Raw genomic sequence first — 26,317 nt, 5'->3', positions numbered from 1 at the left:
AAAAATGAAAAAATATATTATTCTGTTTAATATTCTTGCTTGTTTAATGATTTTCGAATCGTGTAGCAAATTAGACGTCGATGTAGAATCGCAGTATGTGAAAGATAATTTTCCATATACCAATTCAGATTATGCAGCACTTTATGGCACGATGTATTCCAACCTTTCGTCGCAATATGGCGTACCTTACTGGAGAATGCAGGAGCTTTCTACCGATGCGGCAATTATTCCGGCCCGGGATGGTAACTTTGATGATGGCGGCCAGTATCGTCAGCTTCATTACCACACCTGGACAATAGACCACCCTAACGTTAGGGACATTTGGCAATGGGGTTTTGGCGGCATTAATAACTGTAACCGTTTAATCAACCTAACCAATGAATCATCAGTTTCGGCTGCTTCAAAAGCAAGTAGTTTAGCCGAAGTAAAGGCCATGCGGGTCTTGTATTATTATTTTATGATGGATTTATATGGTAATGTCCCGATTATTGATTCATTTCCTGTAAGCACGCTTCCAGGCAACCAATCACGCGATAAGGTATTTGATTTTATTGAGAAAGAACTTCTGGCCGTGGTTGCCCAGCTTCCTGTAAAAGATAATAATAACCGGGTTTTGGTTTATGGCAGGCCGACACAGGCAATGGCTTATGCTTTGCTCGAAAAAATGTATTTAAATGCAGAAGTATACACCGGAAAACCAAGATACCAGGATGCTGTGGTAATGGCTGATAACATTTTGAAAAACAGCAATTATGTGCTAGATACAAAATACAGCGATATATTTGATGTTAATAACGGTCCGCAAATAAACGAAACAATTTTTGCAGTTCCATACGATCAGCAGATTCCTGGAAATCAGATCACAAGGTTTGGTTTTTACCCGGCGCTGGCGGCAGCTTACGGCATAAACGTTGGTTTTAGTATTGCAATGAGCACCACACCAGAATATTATAACCGCTTTAATTTAGCCAATGATATTCGCAACAGTTTCTGGTTAATCGGTAAGCAATATGCGCCAGATGCAAATCGCAAGCCAGATTTAACGAAGCCGATTTTAGTAGCTGGTACAACAAATCAAATAGAAATTACGCCAGATTTAATTCTGAAACCCGGTAAACCTATGGATTTAGGCAACACAGTTGCCGACCAGGCAAAGGGTGTGCGTTCGGTAAAATACTGGCCAGATGTAAATGCCATCCAGGCAACCAGGTTAAACGGCAACGACATGCCACTTCTACGCCTTGCCGATGTAATGTTGATGAAAGCGGAAGCCATTTTAAGAGGTGCAACAGCAACTACAGTAAATGGTGAACTTCAAACGCCTATGGTATTGGTAAATAAAGTGCGAAACCGTGCCGGCGCTGCGAGCGCATCAACAGTAACTTTAAGTACTTTGCTTGATGAGCGGGCACGTGAGTTTAGCTGGGAGGCCTGGAGAAGGAATGACTTAATCCGTTTCGGACAATTCGAAACTGAATATCCACTTCCAAATGATGTACTATTTATGAATAAAGACGTTACCAGAAGAATTTATCCAATTCCAGCAAACGAGCTTAAGCTTAATTCAAACCTGAAACAAAATCCTGGCTACTAATATTTTTAAACTTCAACTATGAGATTGATTACTTGTGTTGGTTTATTGCTGGTGCTGCCTGCAATTGCCTTAATAGCGAAAAAGGAAGATTTACCGATAAACCAGATACAAGTTATCGGCTCACATAACAGTTATAAACAAGCCATTAATCCTGCGCTGTTTAATGTTTTGAAAGCGCAGGATACAGTGGCTGCCAACAGCCTGGATTATGATCATATTCCAATGCCGGAGCAGTTGGAAATGGGTTTAAGAAATCTCGAAATTGATGTATATGCCGATGCTAAAGGTGGAAAATATGCTCATCCCGCGGGCTTTGAGCGTGTAAAAGGACAGCCAGCGTTTGATAAAGATGGCGAAATGGAAAAGCCGGGATTTAAGGTTCTGCATGTCCCTGATCTTGATTTCAGGTCGTCGGCACTTACTTTGGCAATTGCCTTGCAGCAGCTTAGAAAATGGTCGGAAGCTAATCCTGAACACAGTCCGGTGTTTATTACGCTTGAAGTTAAAGACGATTCGATAAAAAGAAAAGGGTTTACACAACCGGAAATGTTCACAGGAAAAACTTTCGATGAGTTGGATTCTGTTATTATGGCAAATCTGGGTAAAGGTCACGTTTTGAATCCTGATTTAATTCGTGAAAATTACAAATCCCTGGAAGCAGCGGTTCTTGCTAAAAACTGGCCCAAAATGAGTGAGGCGAAAGGCAAATTCCTTTTTATTCTTGATGCTAAAGGAAGAAAACTAAGCACCTACATAAAAGATCATCCGTCGCTAAAAGGAAGAACAATGTTTGCAAATGCCGAAGCCGGCACCCCGGAGGCTGCGCTTATGATTAGAAATAATCCCTTTGATGAGCAAATTCCAAATTTAGTTCGTAAAGGGTACATCATCAGAACCCGAGCTGACGCAGATACAAAACAGGCCAGGACAAATGATCGCAGGGATTTTGAAGCAGCCTGCAATTCAGACGCTCAAATTATTACAACCGACTATTATAAAAAGAGCACGCATTTTCCATCAGAATATGTAATCAGCTTTGCTGATGGAAAATATTTTAGAGCAAACCCATTATTTAAAAGATAGAGAACATGAACAGACGATCGTTATTAAAAGGCAGTTTGCTAACTGGATTGGGCTTGCCCTTTATTGGCTTAAATGATATTGCGGCAAAGCAACTTTCGCATAATAAAAAAGCAAAAAACATCATTATGATGGTTAGCGATGGCATGAGCATTGGCACATTAAATATGGCAGATTTGTACTCAAACCGTATTTTGGGTAAGAGCAGTAAATGGCTTGGTTTGTACCGGGATAATAAAGCTGTTCGTGCCTTAATGGACACCGCTTCGGCAAGTTCGCTCGTTACCGATTCTGCCGCTGCAAGTTCATCATGGGGTGGAGGTATTAGGGTAAGAAACGGCGCACTTAATGTGGGTGTAAATGGCGAGAAGCCTCAGCCAATTCTTCAAAAATTTAAAGAGAAAGGTAAAAAGGTAGGCTGCGTAACCACAGTGCCGGTTACACATGCAACTCCTGCCGGTTTTTGCATTAATATTGATAACCGGGGCGGACAGGATGTTATTGCAGAGATGTATCTGAATTTAAAATTTGATGTGATGATGGGCGGCGGGCACAAGTATTTTGGCGAAAAAAGGGCCGGTGGCAACCTGATTCCAAAATATTTGACGGCTGGTTACAAAGTTGCCGAAAACAGAGATGAGATGCTGGCGCTGGATAAATCCAAGCCTGTTTTAGGTTTATTTGCAGAAGATGGATTGCCTTATGAAGTGGACCGGATGCATGATCAGGCGCTAATGAAGTCGACACCAACTTTAGCAGAGATGACCATGAAGGCCATAGAATTGATGAAAGACAATAAAGATGGTTTTGCATTGCAGGTTGAAGGCGGAAAGGTGGATTGGGCAGCGCATTCCAATGATGTTAGCGGATTAATTTTCGATCAGCTTGCTTTTGATGAGGCTGTTGGAAAAGTAATAGAATTTGCTGAAAAAGATGGAGAAACACTGGTTATCATTACCACAGACCACGGCAACTCAAATCCGGGTTTATTCTATGCCGATGAAGCCACTAAAAAATTCGATTCCCTTCAAAACTTTAAACACAGCAATACCTGGTTACTGGCTCAGCTTAATCAATCTTTTGGAGAGCAAAAAATAATAGATTTGATAAAAGAAAACCAGGGTTTTGAGATGAAACCAGACGACGTAAAGTCGTTGTTAGTGCATTTTAAGGAAATTGTTCCCGGGCAGCTTTACAATGAATCGAATTTACCATTTTATGAATATGGAAAAATTCTGGGGAAATATACAGATGTTCAGTGGGCTGGCATGAACCATACCGGTGATTATGTAGAACTAACGATGTTTGGGCCGGGAGCAGAAAATCTTAAACCATTTATAAAGAACTACGAACTTCATAACTTTATGCTTAAAGCTGCTGAAATGCCGGAAAGTTTCATCGTGAAATCTTCAACGATATAGAAGAAATTAATTGATGTTTTCCAGCCTTTGGAAGGGCATCTTAAAAAGAATCAGACATAATGTATTCTAAATTTATATACATTTCATTCATTACGATTGCACTATTTTTCGTAAGTATTGAAGATGGAATTAGTCAGGAAGTAACCAATCCTCCGAAAATTACAAATCCTAATGGGCTTTGGCTTAAAGGGGATTTACACGTACACTCCAGGCACAGCACCGAATCCTCAAATAATTCTGTGGCTAAAATTATTAATTTTTCGAAATCGGTAGGCATGGATTATTTGTGCATTACAGATCATGATAATCATGTAAATGGTGATGTTGCGCATCACACCTGGGCCGATCCTGAATTTAAATCAGATTCTCTGCTACTATTATTCGGTGCGGAATGGACCACCACACGGGGGCATGGCAATGTGTTTTCCGACAAGCCTTACAACCACCAGCGTTTGTATGACATCAGAGATGCGAGGGACGTTAATATCTTGAAGGTTAAAAATTCACTCGGCGTACACTTGTCGGCAAATCATCCCAGCGGTAAAGATAATTTTGGATTTTCTTATGACTTGATACAGTCGATAGAGGTTTGGAATTCTGCTGTTTGGGCAAAGAACGCCAACGCTATCATGACATGGGATGATATGCTTTCTTCAGGAAGGATGATGACAGGAAGAGGTGGGAGTGATGCACACCACGGTAAGCCAACCGGAACAGAGCAACCCACATCAAATACGCCACAAGCTGAATATAATTATGTTGGAACGCCGACGACCTTGGTTTTTGCAAAACGCAGGGATTTGGCGTCGGTAATCGATGCATTAAATCATGGAAAGGTCTCGGTGAGTTCAAATCCATTTTCACCGCGTGTCGAATTTTATGCCGATGCGAATAATGACGGAAATTTTGAAATGATGATGGGGGATAATGCGGTTTCGAACGGTAAACAAATTAATTTTCAAGTGCAATTATCAGGCAACTCACTGCCAGATGAAACGTATACGATAACGATAATTAAAAACGGTAGAAAATTAAATGCTTTCCAGGTAAAAGGTAAAGTTCCAGCTGTCAAATTCACGGATACACCAGAACTAAAAGGCCGTACCTACTACCGAGTTACTGTTGAGGGACAAAATACGGCTTATCCGCAGGTGCCAAAATCAATGTCGTTAAGTGAAAAGATGGTGGCGCTTTCAAACCCAATTTACTTTAACTTTGATCCAAAGTTTTAAGCCGAACAGGCTTAAAAACGCCTTGTTTTGCCATAATATCTATTTCTTTTAATACAAAAACTAATGAAACTTTCTTTCTTACCATGTTTGGTTGTACTTTTTCTGTTTGCGGCAGTAAGCAGCGCACAAACAATTAAGGTTAAGCATGGGCATAGTCACAACGATTATCATCAGAATATTCCGCTTCTCCAGGCTTACTATTCGGGCATGGGCTCTATCGAGGCCGACGTATTTTTAAAAGACAATGAGCTATCGGTAGCTCATGAACCTGCTGAAATTAAAGCGGGCAAAACGCTAACTAAGTTGTATTTGTCGCCACTTGCAGAACTTTACAAGGATAACGGAAACCATGCATTTAAAAATACAGCGCAGAAACTTCAGTTGGTGATAGACGTTAAACAGGATCATCAAAATGTATTGAAAAAACTGATAAGTGAGTTAGCGCCATTTGGTGATGTTTTCAATGCTGAAAAAAATGAAAACGCAATTAGGATTGTGATTAGCGGAGATATGCCTTTACCTGCCGACTTTGAAAACTGGCCTCCATTTATTTATTTCGATGGTCGGCCCGAAACAAAGTATACCGCCGAGCAATTGAAGCGGGTTGCAATGATAAGCCAGGACATTAAAAAATATACCGTTTGGAATGGGAAAGGTGTGCCAACACCAACAGATTACGCAAAGTTAAAACAAGTGTTAACTGCTGCGCACGAGGCTGGAAAGCCTTTTCGCTTTTGGGGAACAGCTGACAATCCGAATACCTGGCTGGTATTAAGTCGCCTTGGTGCCGATTGGCTAAATACCGACCATCCGGAAAAGCTTGCAGAATTTTACAGCAACCAACAAAAACTCAGTTACACCAACCCACAGCCATATCCGGTTTATACACCGAGCTATCGAAGTGATGATAAAAACAGTCGCGTTAAAAACGTTATTTTATTAATTGGAGATGGAATGGGGCTGGCACAAATTCATGCAGGTTTGATAGCTAACCATGGCGATTTAAATTTAAGCAGGTTCAAAAGTATTGGCTTCTCAGAAACGGCCGCCGCCAATTCTGATAACACCGATTCGGCAGCTGGCGCCACGGCGATGGCTACCGGTAAAAAGACGAATAACCGTTTTATTGGCATGGATGCGAACGAGCAAAGACTAACCAATATGGTAGATACCCTTGCCCATTTTGGAATGAAGAGCGGCATTATCAGCGTTGGCGACATCACCGATGCAACTCCGGCAGCCTTTTATGCGCACCAGACAGAGCGGACAATGAGCAACGCTATTGCTGCAGACCTTCAGCAATCGAAGGTTTCTGTTCTAGTCGGTTCTAACCAGGATGTTTTTTTAAAAAACAAAGACAATAGTTTGATGGATAAACTAGCTAAATCTGGTTTCAAGCTAAGTACAGATTTGGAAAGTTTTGTTCAGCAGGTAGCTGGCAAACAGTTGGTTTTGTTGCCCAAAGAAGCTACAGTCCCGGTATTGAAAGGCCGTGGTGATGTTTTGAAGCAATCACTTAATAAAACCATCGAAATTTTAGGCGAAAATAAAAATGGCTTTTTCATTATGGCTGAAGCAGCGCAAATTGATCATGGTGGCCATTCAAACGATTTGCCTGTTGTAGTTACCGAAATGCACGACTTTGATAAAACGATTGAAGCTGCACTCCGTTTTGCAGATAGAGACGGCGAAACGCTCGTTATTGTTACTGCCGACCATGAAACCGGTGGCCTGACTCTTTTAGATGCAGATACGCGAAACGGGCAGATAACCGGACACTTTAGTACGGACGATCATACCAACATTATGGTACCTGTTTTTGCTTACGGGCCTAAATCTGCGATGTTCAAAGGTGTCTATCAAAACAATGAAATCTTTTATAAAATACTTTCGGTTCTTTCAGCTGCTAAAAACAGCGGGAAAAAGTGATATAATTTACCGTTAATTGAGGGAAGGATTTGGGCAGCAAGTTGGCATAAGCGGATTCGTCAGCAACCATACTTTTTCTGTTGGAGAATTTTCAAATGAACTTATCCCTAAAAGTAAAACCCTGCTAATCGTGCGATTGCAGGGTTTTATACGTTTTGATAGTCTTTGGTGTGATCCCGCTGGGATTCGAACCCAGGACCACTACATTAAAAGTGTAATGCTCTACCAGCTGAGCTACGGAATCAATTTAAATGAGACGTTTAATCGTTTCCTTTAAAGTGGTGCAAATATAGGGTTATGATGTATCTGGTGCAAATAAAAAACAGTGAAATATTCTACATTACTGATTTATAGGGCAATTAATTTATTTTGACTAAAATTTCCGGTATAGAAGGCATTAATTTGAAATTGTTCGCGGCACCTTCAAACTGTTTTTTAATTGAATTTACCTTCCCACACCATATTAGTTAACCCTTTTTCGTTTGTCTCCAATTTTAACTGGTCAACCCATGCTGGTTTTGAAGTGTAAATCACGCAAACGTTTGATGCTTAAAAAGATGAATTATTTGTTTAGTTTGGCGGCATCAACCAAACCAAACAATTCATGTCAACTACTCAAAAAGATCAGAACTATGGCTTTGCACTATTTATTATCTGCATTCTGTTTTTCATTTTCGGCTTCATCACCTGGGCCAATAGCCAGCTCATCCCTTACTTAAAAATCGCTTGTCAGCTTACAAGTACCGAATCATATTATGTGGCTTCTGCTTTCTTTGCAGCTTATTTTGTAATGTCTATTCCCTCATCCTATGTCTTAAAATTTACCGGCTTCAAAAACGGCATGTCGGTCGGTTTGTTTGTTATGGCTCTTGGCGCCGCGATCTTTATCCCTGCAGCATATTCAAGAAGTTTCCCAACATTTTTAATTGGGTTATTTGTAATTGGAAGCGGTTTGGCTTTACTTCAAACTGCATCAAATCCCTACGCTGCGGCAATTGGGCCAAAGGAAAGTGCTGCCAAAAGAATCAGCATCCTGGGTATTTGTAATAAAATCGCGGGTATTATGGCGGTTTATGCTTTGGGCAGCATCATACTGAAAGATAGCGATGCTTTTGAGGCAAGTTTGAAAACGATGAATGATGCGGCAAAGAATCTAGCCCTTAATCAACTTGCTGAAAAAGTTGTTGTGCCTTATATCGTTATTGCAGCATCTTTTGCGCTGGTGGGTATACTATTGCTGGTTATTAAACTTCCGGCAGTTGACGAAGCAGACGACTCATTAATTCTTGAAGGCCATTCGCAGAGTAGTTTTAAAGGCGTTAAGGAAAAAACGGTTCTGAATTTTCCACATTTAATAATTGGCGTACTGGCGTTGTTTTTCTATGTTGGCATGGAGGTGATTAGTTACGATACTTTCGCTGCATTTGGTACGCATTTGGGTTATTCGCTTGATGTGTCTAAAAGTTTCGCAACTTACACCGGTTATGGCTTGCTGCTTGGCTATACCGTTGGCATAGTATCGATTCCAAAGCTTATTTCACAACGAAACGCTCTTGTAATTTCCTGTGTACTCAGCATACTCCTTGTCGTTTTAGTGATGGTGATAAAATCAAACCCTGATTTTGTGAGTTTAAATTTAGCTGGTTATATCATGCAGATTCCTAGTCACCCGGCAGTGTGGATTTTTGCACTCCTGGGCTTTTCCAATTCGGTAATGTGGCCGGCAATTTTTCCTATGGCAATTGATGGATTGGGCAAATTTACAAAAATGGGCTCCGCTTTGCTCGTTATGGCCATTGTGGGTGGCGCAATACTGCCACCAATTTACGGTTATGTATCAGAAAAAATTGGAAGTGCGCAGCAAGCATACATAATTATGATTCCGGCATATCTGTTCATTTTGTATTTTGCTGTGAGTGGTTATAAACTTGGTAAAAAGGCATGATAGATTTGCTGAGATTTTCCATTGCGGGTAATTTTCAGTTAATTTGAGCAATTATTTACAACACGAATCGGTTAAACCCGGTTATGTTTATAAATCACAATCCATAAATGAACAAAGCTATTTTTCTCGACCGTGACGGCGTTCTGAATCACGAAATATACGATTACATCTGTCGCGTTGAAGATTTTAAAATATTAGATTACCAGATTCCGGTTCTGAAAAGATTTTATGATGAAGGCTATCTGTTAATTGTTATCACAAACCAGGGTGGCATTGCGTTAAAGCGATATACTGAACAGGAGCTGGCCATTATGCACCAAATGCTAAGAAATGCTTTTGTAGCAAAAGGCGCAGATATTGCCGGCTTTTATTATTGCCCGCACCACCCAACAGTTGGCGGCGAATGCAAATGCCGTAAACCTAAATCGGGGATGATTTTAGATGCGATAGATATGTATGATATCGACCCGAAATTATCGGTTATGATAGGCGATAAGCCAAGGGATCTTGAGGCCGCAAATGGGGCAGGGGTTAAGGGAATCTTGATTGAGCCTGATGAGCAAATTGATTACGAAACCGTGAAGAACGTACTAGCTTCGTAAAAGTAAGATAAAAAAAATGCCTTAAACTTTATAGCTTAAGGCATTTTTTTGAAATATTGTATTTAGTTATTTACCGGCCGCCTTAGCGTGGTCGGCCAGGAAGGTAGCCAAACCGCTATCCGTTAGCGGGTGTTTCAACAAGCCAACAATTGCAGCTAAAGGTGCTGTAATAACGTCGGCACCCAATTTTGCGCAGTTTACAATGTGTAACGGTCCGCGGATTGAGGCAGCTAAAATTTGAGTTTCGTAACCGTAGTTATCAAAAATTGTTCTGATGTCTTCAATAAGTACAAGTCCATCACTCGAAATATCGTCTAAACGACCTAAAAATGGCGAAACGTAGGTTGCACCGGCTTTCGCTGCCAGTAACGCCTGACCAGCTGAAAAAATTAGTGTGCAATTTGTTTTTATTCCTTTTGATGAAAAGTATTTTATCGCTTTAACACCATCTTTAATCATTGGAACTTTCACAACGATTTTCGGGTTAAGTGCCGCAAGAGCTTCGCCCTCTTTAACAATTTCGTCGAAAGTTGTCGAAATTACCTCAGCGCTAACGTTATTGTCAACAATATCACAAATCGCTTTGTAGTGGTTAATTACATTCTCATCACCCGTAATACCTTCTTTAGCCATTAAGCTAGGGTTAGTAGTTACGCCATCTAAAATGCCTAAATCTTGTGCTTCCCTGATTTGATCAAGGTTTGCTGTGTCGATAAAAAATTTCATGGTTATAAATTCTTAAATATTTGAGTTTATGATTCAACCCTGAAGAATTTAATTCCCCCTTCAGGGGATTAAGGGAAAAGAAAAAAAAGGGCAAGCACCTTCTATCGCACCGCTACAACCTTCTACCCTTGCTGCGTTCCCACCCTGGGGGAGTTCAAAGGGAGCTGGTCGTAAAAGACTTGCCCGCCACAAAGGTAGAAAAAGATGTTGTTCCGCAAAATGCATTTTTCTAATTTTTTAGTCATTAATGCTATATCATTGATTAGTAAATTGATAAAATTCGTTTTCTGATGCGATAACAGAAATTACAGGAGCAAACGAAAATATTAATATGTAAATTTTATTCATTTATAAAATTTACATTCATTATTAAATATAGATGTAAATCGGTTTAGGTTTTAAAATTGATTTTTAGAACGATTTTAAATAAATATCGGCTTTATGATTTTGTTAATTTATCGGGTTCATCGTTATCGAAATTTTAATTTAGTTAGTTATTATTGCTTTATGGCTAAAATTATTCTAAAAATGGTGTCAATCCTGTAATTTGGTCTTTCTTTTTTGTATCTTAGTGTTTCCTATACACTAACAACTAACGAGCAAAGAATGGAACCAAACAGTGGATTGTACAATGCGCAATTTGAACACGACGCCTGCGGCATCGGGTTTGTTGCGCATGTGAAAGGGCGAAAATCGCATCAAATAATCTCCGATGCACTTACTATTTTAGAGAATCTAGATCATAGAGGGGCATGTGGGGCCGAACCAAATACAGGCGATGGTGCAGGTATTATGATTCAGATTCCTCACGAATTTTTTTACGACGAGTGCCTGAAAGCGGGCTTTAGCCTTCCAGCAACCGATAACTATGGTGTCGGCATGCTTTTTATGCCAAAAGATATTCGTTCAAGAGAAGAATGCAGAGAGCTTATATATCGTGCAGCAGAGAAACTTGGACTGGAAATTTTAGGTTTTAGAAAGGTAGAAACCGATACCAATGACATCGGAAATATGGCGCTTTCGGTAGAACCGGAAATTGAACAGGTATTTATTGCCCGTCCTTACGCAGTTAATCCAGGTGCAGATTTTGAACGAAAACTTTACATCTTTAAAAACTACCTGATAAAGTTAATCACCAACACCGTTCACGGTGGTAAAGATTTTTATATTGTTTCCCTCTCTGCGCAAACCATCATTTATAAAGGGCAGTTGACATCACTGCAGGTGCGCACTTATTTTACTGATTTAAGTGATAAGCGGGTTGTTTCTGCGCTAGGACTTGTCCATTCACGTTTTGCTACCAACACTTTTCCTTCCTGGAGGCTTGCACAGCCATTCCGTTTTATAGCGCATAATGGTGAGATAAATACTTTACAGGGAAATTTAAACTGGTTCAGAGCCGGCGTTAAATCTTTTGCCTCGGCATATTTTACCCCCGAAGAGTTGGATATGTTACTCCCTGTAATCGATGAAACCAATTCAGATTCAGGCTGTTTAGATAATGTTATTGAACTATTACTTCATGCAGGCAGAACGCTGCCGCATGTGCTAATGATGCTTGTACCGGAAGCATGGGATGGAAATGAAGATATGGACCCGGTGAAGCGGGCATTTTACGAATTTCATGCTACTTTAATGGAGCCTTGGGATGGACCAGCGGCGATTGCCTTTACCGATGGTAAGTTGATTGGCGCAACGTTAGACCGCAACGGCCTGCGTCCGTCCCGCTATGCAATAACTTCCGACGACCGCGTTATTATGGGCTCTGAAGCCGGGGCTTTAGCGATTGACCAAAGTACAATTATTGAGAAAGGGCGATTAACACCGGGCAAAATGTTTGTTGTAGATATGGAACAGGGCCGTATTATCAGCGATGAAGAAATTAAAACTCAGGTTTGTGGTAAAAGCCCTTATGCCGATTGGATAAATCAATATCAAATTCGTTTAGAAGAGTTACCAGAGCCACGTGTAATGTTTACAGGCTTATCCGAAGAATCGATTTTTAAATATCAGCAGGTTTTTGGTTACAGCAGGGAAGATATCGATCTGTTGCTTAAACCGATGGCTATCGAAGCAAAAGAACCAATTGGTTCGATGGGAACCGATACACCGTTAGCAATTTTATCTAAGCGGCCGCAACACCTATCAAACTACTTTAAGCAGCTTTTTGCCCAGGTTACCAACCCACCAATCGACCCAATCCGCGAAAAAGTAGTGATGAGTTTGGCCAGTTTTATGGGAAGCAATGGTAATCTATTGGAAGAAAACCCACTACAATCACATTGTGTAGCAATTAAGCATCCGATATTAACCAACCAGGAACTTGAAAAACTTAGAAGTATTGATACAGGCGTTTTTCAGGCTAAAACTTTACAAACATATTTTAGGGCGGATGGAAAGCCCGGCGCTATGGCAAAAGCATTAGATCGCTTATGTCGTTATGCCGTTGATGCTGTTGAAGATGGCTTTCAGGTTATTGTTCTAACCGATAGGGCAATCGATTCGGAACATGCTGCAATGCCATCTTTATTAGCGGTTTCAGCTGTACATCATCACTTGATCCGTAAAGGTTATCGTGGTGCTGTGGGTATCGTAATCGAAGGTGGAGATATTTGGGAGGTCCATCACTTCGCGACCTTGCTGGGTTTTGGCGTAACTGCTATTAACCCTTATCTGGCTTTAGAAACGATAAATGGTTTCCAAAGCGAATCTGGATTATCGGCTGAGCAGTTAACTAAAAATTACATTTATGCCGTGAATAGTGGCTTGCTGAAAATCTTTTCGAAGATGGGCATTTCCACCCTCCAGTCTTATCAGGGTGCTCAGATTTTCGAAATCTTAGGCTTAAACAAACAGGTGGTTAATACCTATTTCACAGGTGCAGTTTCCCGAATCGGCGGTTTAGGGCTGGATGAAATTGCGAAAGAAACACTGGTTAAACATCACCGTAGTTTTGGTCCGGCAACGCAAACAGAAAATTTATTGCCTGCCGGCGGCACTTATAAATTCCGCCGCCGTGGCGAAGCGCATTTGTTTAACCCGCAAACCATTCATTTGCTGCAAAACGCAACGCGTAAAAACGATTACAATATTTTTAAACAGTATTCGAAACTCGTGAACGAGCAAACACAGCAGGCTTACACGATTCGTGGTTTGTTCGAGTTTAATTACAGTCGCACGTCTGTGCCCTTAAATGAAGTTGAATCTACAACGGAGATTTTAAAGCGATTTGCAACAGGAGCAATGTCGTTCGGGTCCATTTCTCACGAGGCACATTCCACTTTAGCAATTGCAATGAACCGCATTGGCGGAAAAAGTAATACTGGTGAAGGTGGTGAGGATGAAATGCGCTATACAAAATTGCCAAATGGCGACAGCATGCGGTCTGCGATTAAGCAAGTTGCATCAGCACGTTTCGGGGTAACCAGTTATTACTTAACCAACGCTGATGAATTGCAGATTAAAATGGCCCAAGGTGCAAAACCTGGCGAAGGCGGACAATTACCGGGACATAAAGTAGACGATTGGATTGCAAAAGTTCGTCATTCAACGCCTGGCGTTGGCTTAATTTCTCCACCGCCACACCACGATATTTATTCAATCGAAGATTTGGCACAATTAATTTTTGATTTAAAAAATGCTAATCGTGCGGCCAGGATTAACGTTAAACTAGTTTCAAAAGCGGGTGTTGGAACCATCGCTGCAGGCGTGGCAAAAGCCCACGCAGATGTGATTCTGGTTTCGGGTTTTGACGGTGGAACAGGTGCTTCGCCACTTACTTCTATTCAACACGCTGGTTTACCATGGGAACTTGGTTTGGCAGAGGCGCATCAAACATTGGTGAAAAATAAGCTGCGTAACCGAATCGTACTGCAAACCGATGGGCAACTAAAAACAGGTAGAGACATTGCAATTGCAGCGCTGCTTGGCGCCGAAGAATTTGGCGTGGCCACGGCCGCCTTGGTTACTGCAGGCTGTATCATGATGCGCAAATGTCATCTAAATACTTGTCCGGTTGGTGTTGCAACCCAAGATCCTGAACTGAGAAAGTTATTTACAGGAGATGCAGATCATGTGGTTAACTTATTCCATTTCTTAGCGGAAGAGTTACGTGAAATAATGGCCGAACTTGGCTTTAGAAGCGTTAACGAAATGGTTGGCCAGGCAGATATTTTGAAAGTACGCGAGTTGCCTGCTGAAGACTGGAAACTAAAATATCTGGATTTATCTCCAATTTTATTTAAAGCTGAAGAAAACGGATTGCCGTTATTTAATACCGAAAGTCAGGACCACGGACTTGAAAATGTTTTGGATCATCAGCTTATTGCTGCCGCTAAGCCCGCGATAGACCATAATGAACCAATTTTCGCAAGCTTTGAGGTGAAAAATACAGACCGTGCGCTGGGTACCATGTTATCAAATGAGATATCGAAGGTGCATTTAGGCGCCGGACTTCCACCAGATACAATTAACTTCAAATTTGTTGGTTCTGCCGGGCAAAGTTTTGGCGCTTTCAACACCAGGGGCGTTACGCTTTCGCTTGAAGGCGAAGCCAATGATTACGTTGGTAAAGGTTTATCAGGCGCAAGATTGGCTATCTATCCATTCTCAAACTCAACGTTCGTTCCCGAACAAAATATAATTATTGGTAATGTGGCACTTTACGGAGCAACTTCAGGCGAATTATTTGCACGCGGAAAGGCTGGTGAGCGTTTTGCCGTCCGCAATTCTGGTGCTACTGCAGTTGTTGAAGGTGTTGGCGACCATGGTTGTGAATATATGACAGGTGGTGAAGTTTTGATTTTAGGCGACACGGGAAGCAATTTTGCTGCAGGTATGAGTGGTGGTATCGCCTGGATTTACGACCCTAATAAAACTTTTGCCAGAAAATGCAATAAAGAAATGGTTGATTTAGATCCGCTTTTAACCGAGGATGAAGAAAGAATTCTGGCTTTACTTAAAACACATATCCGTTTAACAGATAGTAAGGTTGCGGAGTTTATATTAAGCGATTGGAAAAATCAGTCGGGCAATTTTATTAAGGTGTTCCCTAAAGAATACAAAGCAGTTTTAAGCAGAAGAGCGTCACAAGTAAACACACACTAGGTCATGGGAAAAGTAACAGGATTTCAAGAGTACGATAGAGTTGCCCCGACCAGAGAAGCGGCCGCAACCAGAGTAAAACATTATGGCGAATTTTTAAATGAATTGCCTGCACAAGAATTAAACAGACAAGCAGCCCGTTGCATGGATTGCGGGGTTCCATTTTGCCAATCGGGTTGTCCGTTGGGCAATGTAATACCCGAATTTAACGAAGCAGTTTACCAGGCTAAATGGGAACTAGCTGCTAATATTTTATTGAGCACCAACAATTTTCCGGAATTTACAGGAAGAATTTGTCCTGCACCATGCGAATCTGCATGCGTGTTAGGCATTAACCGCCCGCCGGTATCAATTGAAGAGATTGAAAAACACATTATTGAAATTGCCTTTGATAAAGGTTACATACAAGCGAAAGCACCGCTAATCAGAACAGGTAAAAAAGTTGCTGTAATCGGTTCGGGTCCGGCGGGTTTAGCAGCTGCTGCACAGTTAAATAAAGTGGGCCACGAAGTAACCGTTTTCGAGCGTGATGATGCGCCAGGCGGATTGTTAAGGTATGGAATTCCCGATTTCAAACTGCAAAAAAATATCGTCGACAGGCGCATAGATTTAATGAAAGAGGAAGGAATAATCTTTAGATGTAACGCGAACGTTGGCGAAAACGTAGAGATAAGTACCTTGTTAAGAGATTTTAACGCCGTTGTTTTAGCCGGTGGTTCAACAATCCCCCGAGATTTGTCGATTCCAGGCAGGGAAGCAAAAGGCGTTCATTTTGCGATGGATTTCCTTAAACAACAAAATAAGCGGGTGGCAGACAGAACTTTTGATGTTGAAGATATTTTAGCCAGTGGCAAAAATGTAATTGTAATTGGTGGAGGCGATACGGGCTCTGACTGTATAGGAACTTCTAACCGACACGGCGCAAAATCTGTAACGCAATTCGAAATTATGCCGATGCCGCCACAGGTCCGCAATGAAAATATGCCTTGGCCAAACTATCCGATGTTGCTGAAGAACACCTCATCGCATGAAGAAGGTGCTCAAAGAGCATGGTCGGTAAATACCAAAAACTTTATTGCCGATGAAAATGGTAATCTGAAAGCTTTAAAAGTTGTCGATGTTGAATGGGAAATTGATGCGAATGGCAGACCGGTAAGTTTTAAAGAAGTGGCCGGTACAGAAAGAGATTTGCCTTGCGAACTTGTGCTACTGGCTATGGGTTTCTTGCATCCCCAAAAAGAAGGTTTAATAGAGAAGTTGGGCGTTGAGCTGGATAACCGTGGAAATGTGAAGGCTTCGGAGCATACTTATCAAACTAATATAGCCAAAATTTTTGCCGCTGGCGATGTTCGCCGTGGACAATCTTTGGTTGTTTGGGCCATTTCTGAGGGTAGGGAAGCCGCCCGGAAGGTTGACGAATATTTGATGGGAACAACTAAGCTCGCATCCCGTGATGCGGTGGCTTACGCTTAAAATTAAAACCAACTATTTCATAAGGTCGCGGCTTCAAGTCGCGACCTTTTTAGTTTTAAAACAGGCTTAGCTGCTTCACAGAAGGTGGCTTTTCAATTCCGAAAACTGTGCGTCCACCAAATTTCCAGCTTTCCGCTCTTTCCTTTTCTATTAACCTGTCGAAATCCATATTTGGAACAAAGTCCTGTTCGGCATTTTTTGCAATCTGATGTAAAGCTTTAATGGCCTGCTGTTTATCAGTGTTACCGATTTTTGCCATCTCAACGGCTTTCTGCAAAACCTTAATTGTCTCGTCGTAAACATTAACGGGTACAGGAAATGGGTGGCCATCTTTACCACCGTTTGCAAAAGAATAGCGGGCCGGGTCGCTGAAACGCGAAGGCGTTCCATAAATCACTTCACTAACTAAAGCCATTGATTGTAGCGTTCTCGGCCCCATACCTTCAAGCATCAAAAGTGACTCAAAATCAGCAGGTTTTTTTTCCTGAGCCAACCACAAAATACTACCCAATCTTTTTAAATCAACGTCTTTTGCCCGCACATCGTGATGTGAAGGCATAACTAACTTCTGAACTTCAGCGAGCATTTTATTTGGTTTTTCATCCGTAATCGCCAACATGCTGGTTCGCGTTTCAGCCGCTTCATTAGCAGTTAAATTTAAAATTTTCCCTTGGTTTATACCGCAAACGGCAGTATGAGGCTCTTCAACAAAAGATTTTAAATTCTCTGAATGCCAGTGATAGCGTCTGGCCGTCGATGTGGAATCGCACATGCCTTGCTGAACAACAGCCCAATCGCCTTCGCTGCTCAAAATAAAACTGTGGAGATAAAGCTGAAATCCATCCTGAATGGCGGTATTATCGACTTTCGCACTAAGTTTACTCGCTCGTACCAACTCCGCTCCATTCAATCCCGTTTTATCCGCAATTCTCAAAAGTTCATCAGGTGTGGCCCTGCTGTGTTTCCCTTTTCCACCACAGATGTAAATACCAAGTTCTTTTGAGCGTGGATTGATAGACTTTTTTAAGGCACCGATCACAGAGGTTGTAATGCCTGAAGAATGCCAGTCCATACCCATAACGGCGCCTAGACTTTGGAACCAGAATGGATTGCTCATTCTTCTGATTACCTCTGCCTTGCCATACTCTGCCAAAATTGATTCAGTGATTGCCAAACCTAATTTGGCCATACGTTCTGCAAGCCAGGGCGGAACCTGACCGTAATGTAATGGTAAATCTGTACTTCCTGACCTTTTCAATACTAACAAAATTAGTAATTCTTCTTGCAATTCCTGTATTTTCCATATTTTTTTTTCCAGCCTTGAGCATATAAACTTGCTTAGTTCAGTTAAACTAAAGCTCCCGATTTTTGTTACTTTGCTAAATACCCAAAATTGTTAATGAGGAAACTATTACAGAAATTGTTAACCGGATGGATTGTCAGAATGTCTAACAGATTTGGATCGAGGCCGGATAACCAGCGAATTCAGGAAGCGCTATCCAAGCTCTACGAAAACATTTACTCGAATCCGGGCAAGAGGGGCGAAATATTTGAAGTCAAAGCAGGTGATAGGTTCATCATTCTTTCCGACCAGCATAAAGGCGCAAGGGATTTTGCAGATGATTTTGCCCTTGCCGAAAAAAATTACCTCGGGGCGCTTCAGTTTTATGAATCAGAAAAATTTCACTACATAAACCTGGGCGATAGTGAAGAACTTTGGGAAAACCTTATGGAAACAATCATAAGGCACAACAAGCAAACATTTGAAGCCGAAAAGTTATTTATAAATCGAAATGCCTTTACAAAAATTTTCGGCAACCATGATTTGTATTGGGATAACGACCCTTTATCGCAACTTAACTTAAAAAGAATTTACGGAGAAGTAATACGGATATATGAGGGCGCAATTTTACGCTTCGACTTTGATGGAACGGTGCTCGATGTTTTCTTAACTCACGGGCACCAGGGCGACCTTCAAAGCGACGGCAACTGGTTTAGCAAGTGGTTTGTGAGTACAATCTGGGCACCGCTGCAGTCTTATCTCCGCATCAATTTAAATACGCCGGCATATAATAATCAGCTCAAAACGGTGCACAATACTTTGATGTATAATTGGGTTCAGGCACAAAAAAATATTGCCTTAATTACCGGTCACACCCATCAGCCGGTTTTCGCCTCGCTAACCCATTTAGAACGACTTTATGTTAAGCTAACGAAAGCAACAGCTGCGCATGATGCTATTGCAGTTGAGGCGGTTAATAAGGAACTGACCGGGCTTGAGGCGAAAGGAGAGGACTCAACAATTTCTAATAAATACAGGTCTGGTTACTTTAATTCGGGTTGCTGCTGCTTCAATGATGGCGATATTACCGGCATCGAAATCGAATCAGGACAAATAAGACTCATCAAGTGGTCTTATCAAAAAAGCGGGCATCCACAAAGATATGTGCTGGAGGAAATGAGTCTGAAAAATCTGCTTGAATGATTAGGTATTAACGATCGCTCTTCCTGAATAAATTTGTTAGAAATCCCGTGGCGTTATAGTACAAATACTGAAACAAATACCGTATATTTTAGTTTCTATTAATATAAAAATCCCGAGGATATTTAATTTTACAACACACAAAAAAATACGAAATGAGATTATACATAGAACGAAAACCCGTAAAAGTAAATCCGGATACCAAGAGAGTTATCGCCCGGTTCTTCTTTAATGGTGATGAAAGAGCACTTCAGGTGATAAAGAAAGTGCTTGAGTTTTCGGATGAAAAGGTCTTTTCGATAATATCACCTATACTTCAGGAGTATTCAAAAAGGCACCGAAACATTACAAAAATTTTTAACCGCCACTGCAAAAAGCTAAAAAAGCAGTTTATTGAACTTAACGTAGAACCGGAAGATTTACATCCTTACACAAAGCTACTGATTGGTGCTTACTTCACGCACGAGTATTCCATAGAATCAGCCGCCTTTTTTAATCCAAGTATAATTGAAGATCCCGATCAGAAAGATTTGGTGGAAGGCGAAAAGCGTGTTATCATAAGTTTTAGGGCCGTTGGCGAAGGCCATATTTCATCAATTGTTTTTAGGCGTGCCCTTATTGATGCGAAGAATAATATTCAGGTTTTACCTGTAGGAAATTATGTTGATGAGGCTGAGGTTGTAAAAAACGCTATTTATGTAAAAAAGATGTTTTTGAAGAAAGCAGCTTATGCACAAATAGACGTTTCGGTTTTGGAAGAAATGGAAACTAAACTTGATGAAAAATTCGAATACACAAGTTTAAGTAACATAATCAAAGATTCTAAAACGCTCCATAAAGATAATCCACAGCGGTTGATGGAATATGATAAAGTGCTTTGGTTGTCTGATACCTATCATACCATTACCTTTTCGAAAGATACAGATATTTCAGACCGCGTAATTTTTCCAATCTCGGAATTTGAACGTAAAGGTATCGAAGATGCACGCTTTGTGAAATTTATTAAGGATGATGGTGGAATTGTTTATTATGCAACATACACTGCTTTCGATGGCTCTCTGATTATTCCCAAACTGGTAAAAACTGAAGATTTTTATGAATTTAAAGTGATTCCGCTCTATGGTGACGGGGCCCAAAATAAAAATTTGGCGCTGTTTCCCCGCAAAATTAACGGAAAGTACGTAATGATGAGCAGAATTGACGGCTGGAATAATTACCTGATGTTTTCTGATAAAGTTAATGTTTGGGAGAATCCAATTTTGTTAAAACAGCCCAGGTTCGATTGGGATTTAGTGCAGATTGGAAACTGTGGGTCGCCGATAGAAACAGAAAAAGGCTGGATTGTAATCACGCATGGCGTTGGCCCGATGAGAAGATACTGCATTGGGGTAAGTTTACTTGATTTGGATGATCCAAGTAAGGAAATTGGTCACTTAAAAGAGCCATTAATTATTCCTAATAATGATGAACGCGAAGGCTATGTGCCCAATGTTGTTTATTCATGCGGTTCAATAATTAGCAACGGAGAGCTGATAATTCCATACGGTTTGTCAGATTATAGTTCAACGTTCGCGACAGTAAACCTGGAGCTTTTATTAAATAAGCTCCTCGAAAATAGTGGTAACAATTAAGTTCAAAAAAAAAGGCTGACAAATTTGTCAGCCTTTTTTTGTTTAACTATCAGCGGCTCAAATACATTTCTCTTCATCCACTAGTGGAGATGATAAAGTCTGAAATTCGATTTCAGCAGCCTTTAAAACAGTAAGATGTGAGATAAAATAGGCAAGCGTGCTTTCAGCGCCCTGGTTTCTGTTCACACTGTTAAACTGTAAACCATCTGCACAACCATGCGTTTCAAAATCATAGAGTGGAATGTGCAAACTGTTTTTCCCTAAAAACCATTCGTAGCTTAATTGCATTAAACTTAAGTATTTATCGTCTTTTGTAACTTCGAATGCTTTCGAATACATTAAAACCATTGCCATGGTCTCTAGTGCCTGCTGGTCGTAAACCGGGTTCTTGCCATGTTTCTTCATCCAGCCATCATTTCCAACCGGATTTAAATATCCATTCTCAAATGAAAAGCTATTTAAAAACGCAATGCTTTCCATTGCTATATTAAAAGATTCTTTATTGTTGGTTGCCTCATAGTGACTGAGCAAGGCTAGTGGCAAAATTGCATTGTCATAGGTCAGGATGTCTTCAAACCAGGTCCATTCTCCATCTTTGTGTTGTTTGTACGATTCGGTCAAGGTTTTCGCCAGTCTGTTGATTTCTTTTACTAAAAGTTCATCACCAGGGTGAGCACAGAGATAGTATGATATACCAATAATTGTGTTTGCAATAGCACGAAGGTATTTCAAGTCTTTGAAATGCGGCACCGAGTTCGAGAATAATTCCTTACCAAATTCTCTGTACGAGTTATTCGGGCCGGTGCAGATTAAGTAACCTAAAGACCAGATTGTTCTGCCAAACGAATCTTCAGAACCGACCTCATCAAGATAGCTACGGTTAAAGCTTAAAAAGTTTCTGAAATTTCCATCCTCACGTTGCATATATTGAATGAAACTCAGGTAAACGGGCATTAATTTCAAGGCTTTTTGATTTTTATCCTGATCGTAAGCTAACAGCGATAAAATTAGTGCCCTGGCATTGTCATCAATGCAATAACCTTCTTTTAGATTTGGTATTCCAAACTTTGCATGTTGAATAATACCGGTATCATCAGTAAGTAGGGCAACATGATTCAGGTTTAAAGCCGGCATATTGTCTACATCAATGATTGGGGGTATCGTTCTTCCCGGCTTTTTACCATCTGTTAGTGCGTTTCTTAAAACTTTGAGGTAAACATTGCCAATTGCAGGCCAGCGCAACTTTAGCCCATATTGGTAAGCATTGTTCTTTAGTTCACGGTGTTTGTTTTCATCATCAAGAAGCGTATTAACGATTTGAGCAAGTTGGATATCGTCTTTAAAATCAAACAATTTGCCCCTGTTATCTGCAAGGAGTTCCTGCGCATGCCAGTAAGGTGTAGAAACCACGGCGGCGCCTGCACCAACTGCATAAGAAAGCGTTCCGCTGGTAATTTGCGCCTCGTTCAGGTATGGCGTAATGTAAACATAGCAGGCCGTTAAATATTGGTGCAACTCCTCTTCCGAAACAAATTTGTTTACAAATGCGATGTTATTTTCTACGCCCAGTTCTTTGGCTAAAGATTTTAAGCTGTCGCGATACTCCTCTCCATTATGCTTTACAACACCAGGATGAGTATTTCCTAAAATAACATACAGCACATCTGGATGACGCTCAACAATTGACGGAAGCGCCTTGATTACGGTTTCCAGCCCTTTATTTCTGCTTATCAACCCAAAGGTAAACAAGACTTTGCGTTGTTTAAATAAATCACTTTTTGCAACCTCATTACCAGGAATTGGTTCCAAATCAGGAACACCATGCTCAATTAACTCAATAGATTTTTGAGGAATCTGGTAAATGCTTGTTAAAAATAGGACAGCCTTTTTGCTCATCACTACTATTTTAGATGACTTCAATGAAATCTCTTTAATAATAGTTTGCTGCATAAAACTTGGGTCTTTCAAAACCGTATGCAGGATTGTTATAAAAGGTTTTTGTAAATTATTTATCAATGATAATAGAAATACACCACTGTTGCCGCCGTAAATACCAAACTCATGTTCGATTATGCAGGTGTCAACATCGCTTTTATTGATAAAGTCGGCAGCGTCTATATAATCTTGTTGGTTTTGCTGTCGGATAATAAATTTAACTTCTTTTGGATAGGCGTGTTCGTCAAGATTATCCGATTCGTTCATTGCCACGATGAAACTTTTATTAGCATCGTAGGATGGATTTAAACCTAAAGCATTAACCAAATTCTGATTAAACGTTGCTAAACCACATTCTCGTGGTGGATAGGTGGAAATGTAGGCAATTTTCATATACTATTTCAAAAGATTAGATATTGAAATAACATTGAAACACACAAATGGTTTGGAATTGGGGAAATTATGAACCAAGAAAATTCAAACAATACCATTTGCAAACTTGTTAATAAGGCAATTTCTAAAAAATTTTAATATGAGGTCGATTTGGAAAGGTTCCATTGGATTTGGATTGGTAAATATCCCTGTTAAGTTGTTTTCTGGTGTGCAAAATAGCAACCTTGATCTCGATATGCTTGACGAACGCGACCACGGGAAAATTAAATTTCTTCGCGTTAATGAGAATAGCCAGAAGGAGGTTCCCTACGATAAAATTGTTAAAGGGTATTTCTTAAAAGATAGGTACGTAATTCTTGATAAGCACGACTTTGAAGAAGCGGCACCAGAGAAAACGAAAATCATTGAGCTAGAAAACTTTGTTGACATCAAGGAAATTAATCCTGTATACTACGAAACATCATATTACACGGAGCCTGAAAAACAGGGTAGAAAAGCTTATGCTTTATTGTTAAAGGCCTTGGAGAAATCAGGAAAAGCAGGTGTAGCAAGGTTTGTACTTCGAAACACTGAAAACCTTTGCGTAATTCATCCCATGGATGGCGTTATCGTTGTTACAAAAATACGCTTTCAACAGGAAATTAGAGATTTGTCTGAAATTACGAAAGTTGAAGATATTTCGATTACAAAGAAAGAAATGGATGTTGGCCTTGCGCTAATAAAACAGTATAGTTCAAAATTCGATTTGAGTGCTTTTAAAGATGATTACAGTGATGAGCTACTTAAAATCATTAAAGCAAAAGCTAAAGGTAAACGGGCAACTGTGAAGAAAATCAAGCCGCAGAAAGCGACCAGTGATGACTTATACGATCAGCTTATGCAGAGTTTGGGTTCTAAGAAAGGAGCTTAATAATTACAAAAAAAAAAGGGAACCATGATTGGTTCCCTTTTTTTTTGTGCTTTATAATTATTTAAATGCAGCCTTTAATTGTTCTCCAGCATAGGCCTGAGCAGCTTTAGCTTCTGGTACAACAAGTGCCATTCCAAAAAACTCATGCGTAACACCCTCATAGTTTCTGCTGTTTACCTTAACGCCAGCATCAGAAAGTTTGTTTGCCAGCATAACACCATCATCATGCAAAGGGTCAATTTCTGCGGTAATTATCGTTGTTGTTGGCAATCCTTTTAGGTTTGCATTAACCAATGATATTTTCGGATTCTGTGCTTCAATCATTGTGGTTAAATACTTTTCAGTAAACCAGCTCATCATTGCTTTATTCAGTGGTTTTGCATCCGCATACATTTTATAAGATTCGGTATTCATATCTGCCTGAGCAATCGGGTATACCAAAACCTGATGCACCGGAACCATTATATGTTTGTCTCTTGCCATTATTGACACATTCGCAGCTAAATTTCCACCGGCGCTCTCGCCAACTACGGCAATTTTTGCAGGATCTGCTTTTAAAGATGCAGCATTTTTAACCGCCCATTCATAGGCTGCAAAAGCGTCATTGTGTGCAACCGGAAATTTATGTTCCGGTGCAAGGCGATAGGCAACAGAAACTACAATCGCACCAACCTGTTCCGCTAACCCTTGTGCCGATGCATTATAAACATCGAGATCTGCAATTACAAAGCCACCGCCATGGTAATAAACAATCAATGGAAACGGACCTTTTCCTTCTTTCGGCGTATATATTCTTACATGGATTTTACCGCCTGAAACTACGATGTCGTTTCCGGTTGTATCTACTTTTGCAGCAGGAATCGCAATATTATTTAACTTTGCAACATCCATAACAGCATCTGTTGGCGTGTGGTTTTTGCGGGCCGAGGTTGCATCTAATGTTTCAATTGGCTTATCTCCGTAGCTCACCAGCTTTTCAATTACAGTCTGCATTTCGGGTTTTATACTTTTGCCCCATTCAGGTGCTGGTCCGGCAGGTTTTAATGATGCGGATGCCATCGAGTCTTTTACAGAAGAATCGCTTTGCGATGTATTTTTTTGCTCACTGTTGCAGGCAGACATGGCTAGTGTGGCCGATAGCGCCAGGGCAGTAAGGATTGGATAAGTGTTTTTCATAAGGTTAATTTTTATTTTAATTAAATGATGATTCTATAACGCCGTCAGGCAGATAACTGTTTTAGCTCACTTACAACTTCTTAGAATTTTACCAATTTCCAAACATCTTCAACTAAAAGGGTGTTCTACTATCTACAAACAATAAAATTATGTTGACAGAGATTACAGGATTACCGGATAACGTATTTGGAGTAAGGGCAACAGGCGAAGTTGATAGTGAAGACATTAAAAATGTTTTGCTACCCGGACTTAAAAGAACTGCAGAAAAGTTCGATGAAATACGATATTTATTGGTTTTAGAAACCGATGTAAAACAGTTTACTGCCGGTGCCTGGGTACAAGATGCGAAAGCGGGTTTGCAGAATTTTACAAAGTGGAAAAAAATAGCGGTAGTAACTGCCGAGAAAGGAGTGGAGTGGTTTACGGATGTATTTACAGTTGCCACCCCTGGCACCTCTAAAGGATTTAAGCCAGAAGAGCTTGAAGAGGCTAAAGCTTGGTTAGTAGAAAATTAATAATTATGAAAGGTTCTAAAACTTCGGCAGAGCGTAGCAAGGCTACTGCACCGAAAACGTCAAAAGCAAAAGGCGCTGATGAAAACACCACCTCCGCAAAAGACGCTAAGAAAGTTAGTGTTAACAAAGATTCCTCAGTAAAACATAAAAAACCATAAAAATATCTGCTG

18 protein-coding genes, 1 tRNA gene and 1 other RNA gene are annotated in these 26,317 nt (G+C 40.5%); 14 read left to right on the top strand and 6 right to left on the bottom strand.

The genetic code is table 11. From position 1 onward, the window contains the following. Positions 1 to 4 precede the first annotated feature (4 nt). The 5 genes from ASG14_RS17355 (at position 5) to ASG14_RS17335 (ending at position 7,256) form a co-directional block, all read left to right on the top strand. A complete protein-coding gene (locus tag ASG14_RS17355; RefSeq protein ID WP_056872344.1) occupies positions 5 to 1,594 on the top strand; it encodes a RagB/SusD family nutrient uptake outer membrane protein in 1,590 nt (529 codons plus the stop codon). An 18-nt stretch (positions 1,595 to 1,612) separates the two neighbouring features. Continuing rightward, a complete protein-coding gene (locus tag ASG14_RS17350) occupies positions 1,613 to 2,677 on the top strand; it encodes a phosphatidylinositol-specific phospholipase C1-like protein (RefSeq protein WP_056872343.1) in 1,065 nt (354 codons plus the stop codon). 5 nt (positions 2,678 to 2,682) lie between these two features. After that, the gene (locus ASG14_RS17345) at positions 2,683 to 4,095 is read left to right on the top strand and encodes an alkaline phosphatase (RefSeq protein WP_056872342.1); all 1,413 of its coding nucleotides are present in this window, start codon (positions 2,683 to 2,685) and stop codon (positions 4,093 to 4,095) included. 59 nt (positions 4,096 to 4,154) lie between these two features. Further along, entirely contained in the window at positions 4,155 to 5,327 is a 1,173-nt protein-coding gene (locus ASG14_RS17340; protein ID WP_056872341.1) for a CehA/McbA family metallohydrolase, read from the top strand. Between the two features lie 63 nt (positions 5,328 to 5,390). Further along, on the top strand, positions 5,391 to 7,256 hold the full coding sequence (locus ASG14_RS17335) for an alkaline phosphatase (protein ID WP_235528615.1): 1,866 nt from the start codon (positions 5,391 to 5,393) through the stop codon (positions 7,254 to 7,256). A gap of 171 nt (positions 7,257 to 7,427) precedes the next feature. Here the strand turns inward: ASG14_RS17335 and ASG14_RS17330 are convergent. Beyond that, positions 7,428 to 7,500 (bottom strand) — tRNA-Lys (locus tag ASG14_RS17330). A 360-nt stretch (positions 7,501 to 7,860) separates the two neighbouring features. Here ASG14_RS17330 and ASG14_RS17325 point away from each other — a divergent pair. Both ASG14_RS17325 and ASG14_RS17320 read left to right on the top strand, forming a co-directional pair. Then, positions 7,861 to 9,201: a sugar MFS transporter gene (locus ASG14_RS17325; protein WP_056872340.1), complete on the top strand. Its 1,341-nt coding sequence runs from the start codon at positions 7,861 to 7,863 to the stop codon at positions 9,199 to 9,201. A gap of 107 nt (positions 9,202 to 9,308) precedes the next feature. Continuing rightward, a complete protein-coding gene (locus ASG14_RS17320; RefSeq protein WP_056872339.1) occupies positions 9,309 to 9,803 on the top strand; it encodes an HAD-IIIA family hydrolase in 495 nt (164 codons plus the stop codon). 66 nt (positions 9,804 to 9,869) lie between these two features. Here the strand turns inward: ASG14_RS17320 and fsa are convergent, their stop codons facing one another. Further along, positions 9,870 to 10,529, bottom strand: a complete 660-nt coding sequence (gene fsa / locus ASG14_RS17315) for a fructose-6-phosphate aldolase (RefSeq protein WP_056872338.1) — start codon at positions 10,527 to 10,529, stop codon at positions 9,870 to 9,872. Positions 10,530 to 10,614: 85 nt separating this feature from the next. Further along, positions 10,615 to 10,714, bottom strand: an RNA gene (gene ffs, locus ASG14_RS20080) — signal recognition particle sRNA small type. A 421-nt stretch (positions 10,715 to 11,135) separates the two neighbouring features. Here ffs and gltB point away from each other — a divergent pair. Both gltB and ASG14_RS17305 read left to right on the top strand, forming a co-directional pair. Continuing rightward, positions 11,136 to 15,635 carry a glutamate synthase large subunit gene (gene gltB / locus ASG14_RS17310; RefSeq protein ID WP_056872337.1) on the top strand — a complete coding sequence of 1,500 codons (4,500 nt, stop codon included), beginning with the start codon at positions 11,136 to 11,138 and terminating at the stop codon, positions 15,633 to 15,635. Between the two features lie 3 nt (positions 15,636 to 15,638). Further along, a complete protein-coding gene (locus ASG14_RS17305; protein WP_056872336.1) occupies positions 15,639 to 17,105 on the top strand; it encodes a glutamate synthase subunit beta in 1,467 nt (488 codons plus the stop codon). Positions 17,106 to 17,160: 55 nt separating this feature from the next. Here ASG14_RS17305 and ASG14_RS17300 read toward each other — a convergent pair whose 3' ends face one another. Continuing rightward, complete coding sequence (locus ASG14_RS17300) at positions 17,161 to 18,363, bottom strand: DUF763 domain-containing protein (RefSeq protein ID WP_056872335.1); 1,203 nt, start codon at positions 18,361 to 18,363, stop codon at positions 17,161 to 17,163. A 141-nt stretch (positions 18,364 to 18,504) separates the two neighbouring features. On the opposite strand from ASG14_RS17300, the gene ASG14_RS17295 reads away from it, so the two are divergent. Both ASG14_RS17295 and ASG14_RS17290 read left to right on the top strand, forming a co-directional pair. Further along, positions 18,505 to 19,590 (top strand): metallophosphoesterase, encoded by a 1,086-nt coding sequence (locus tag ASG14_RS17295; RefSeq protein ID WP_056872334.1) that lies wholly within the window; start codon positions 18,505 to 18,507, stop codon positions 19,588 to 19,590. 152 nt (positions 19,591 to 19,742) lie between these two features. After that, the gene (locus ASG14_RS17290) at positions 19,743 to 21,218 is read left to right on the top strand and encodes a glycoside hydrolase family 130 protein (RefSeq protein ID WP_056872333.1); all 1,476 of its coding nucleotides are present in this window, start codon (positions 19,743 to 19,745) and stop codon (positions 21,216 to 21,218) included. A gap of 57 nt (positions 21,219 to 21,275) precedes the next feature. Here ASG14_RS17290 and ASG14_RS17285 read toward each other — a convergent pair whose 3' ends face one another. Next, complete coding sequence (locus ASG14_RS17285) at positions 21,276 to 23,546, bottom strand: glycosyltransferase family 4 protein (RefSeq protein ID WP_056872332.1); 2,271 nt, start codon at positions 23,544 to 23,546, stop codon at positions 21,276 to 21,278. 139 nt (positions 23,547 to 23,685) lie between these two features. Here ASG14_RS17285 and ASG14_RS17280 point away from each other — a divergent pair, with 139 nt between their 5' ends. Next, positions 23,686 to 24,456, top strand: a complete 771-nt coding sequence (locus ASG14_RS17280) for a Ku protein (protein ID WP_056872450.1) — start codon at positions 23,686 to 23,688, stop codon at positions 24,454 to 24,456. A 57-nt stretch (positions 24,457 to 24,513) separates the two neighbouring features. On the opposite strand, the gene ASG14_RS17275 is transcribed toward ASG14_RS17280, so the two are convergent. Next, positions 24,514 to 25,632 (bottom strand): alpha/beta hydrolase, encoded by a 1,119-nt coding sequence (locus ASG14_RS17275; protein WP_056872331.1) that lies wholly within the window; start codon positions 25,630 to 25,632, stop codon positions 24,514 to 24,516. Positions 25,633 to 25,781: 149 nt separating this feature from the next. Between ASG14_RS17275 and ASG14_RS17270 the strand changes: the two genes are divergently transcribed. Next, the gene (locus ASG14_RS17270) at positions 25,782 to 26,147 is read left to right on the top strand and encodes an STAS/SEC14 domain-containing protein (RefSeq protein WP_056872330.1); all 366 of its coding nucleotides are present in this window, start codon (positions 25,782 to 25,784) and stop codon (positions 26,145 to 26,147) included. Between the two features lie 5 nt (positions 26,148 to 26,152). Continuing rightward, positions 26,153 to 26,305, top strand: a complete 153-nt coding sequence (locus ASG14_RS20325; protein ID WP_157274980.1) for a hypothetical protein — start codon at positions 26,153 to 26,155, stop codon at positions 26,303 to 26,305. Positions 26,306 to 26,317 lie beyond the last annotated feature (12 nt).

It is taken from the genome of Pedobacter sp. Leaf194 (assembly GCF_001423945.1).
In the GTDB taxonomy this organism is placed as follows: Bacteria; Bacteroidota; Bacteroidia; order Sphingobacteriales; family Sphingobacteriaceae; genus Pedobacter.
This window is presented reverse-complemented; position numbering and strand designations above follow the sequence as displayed.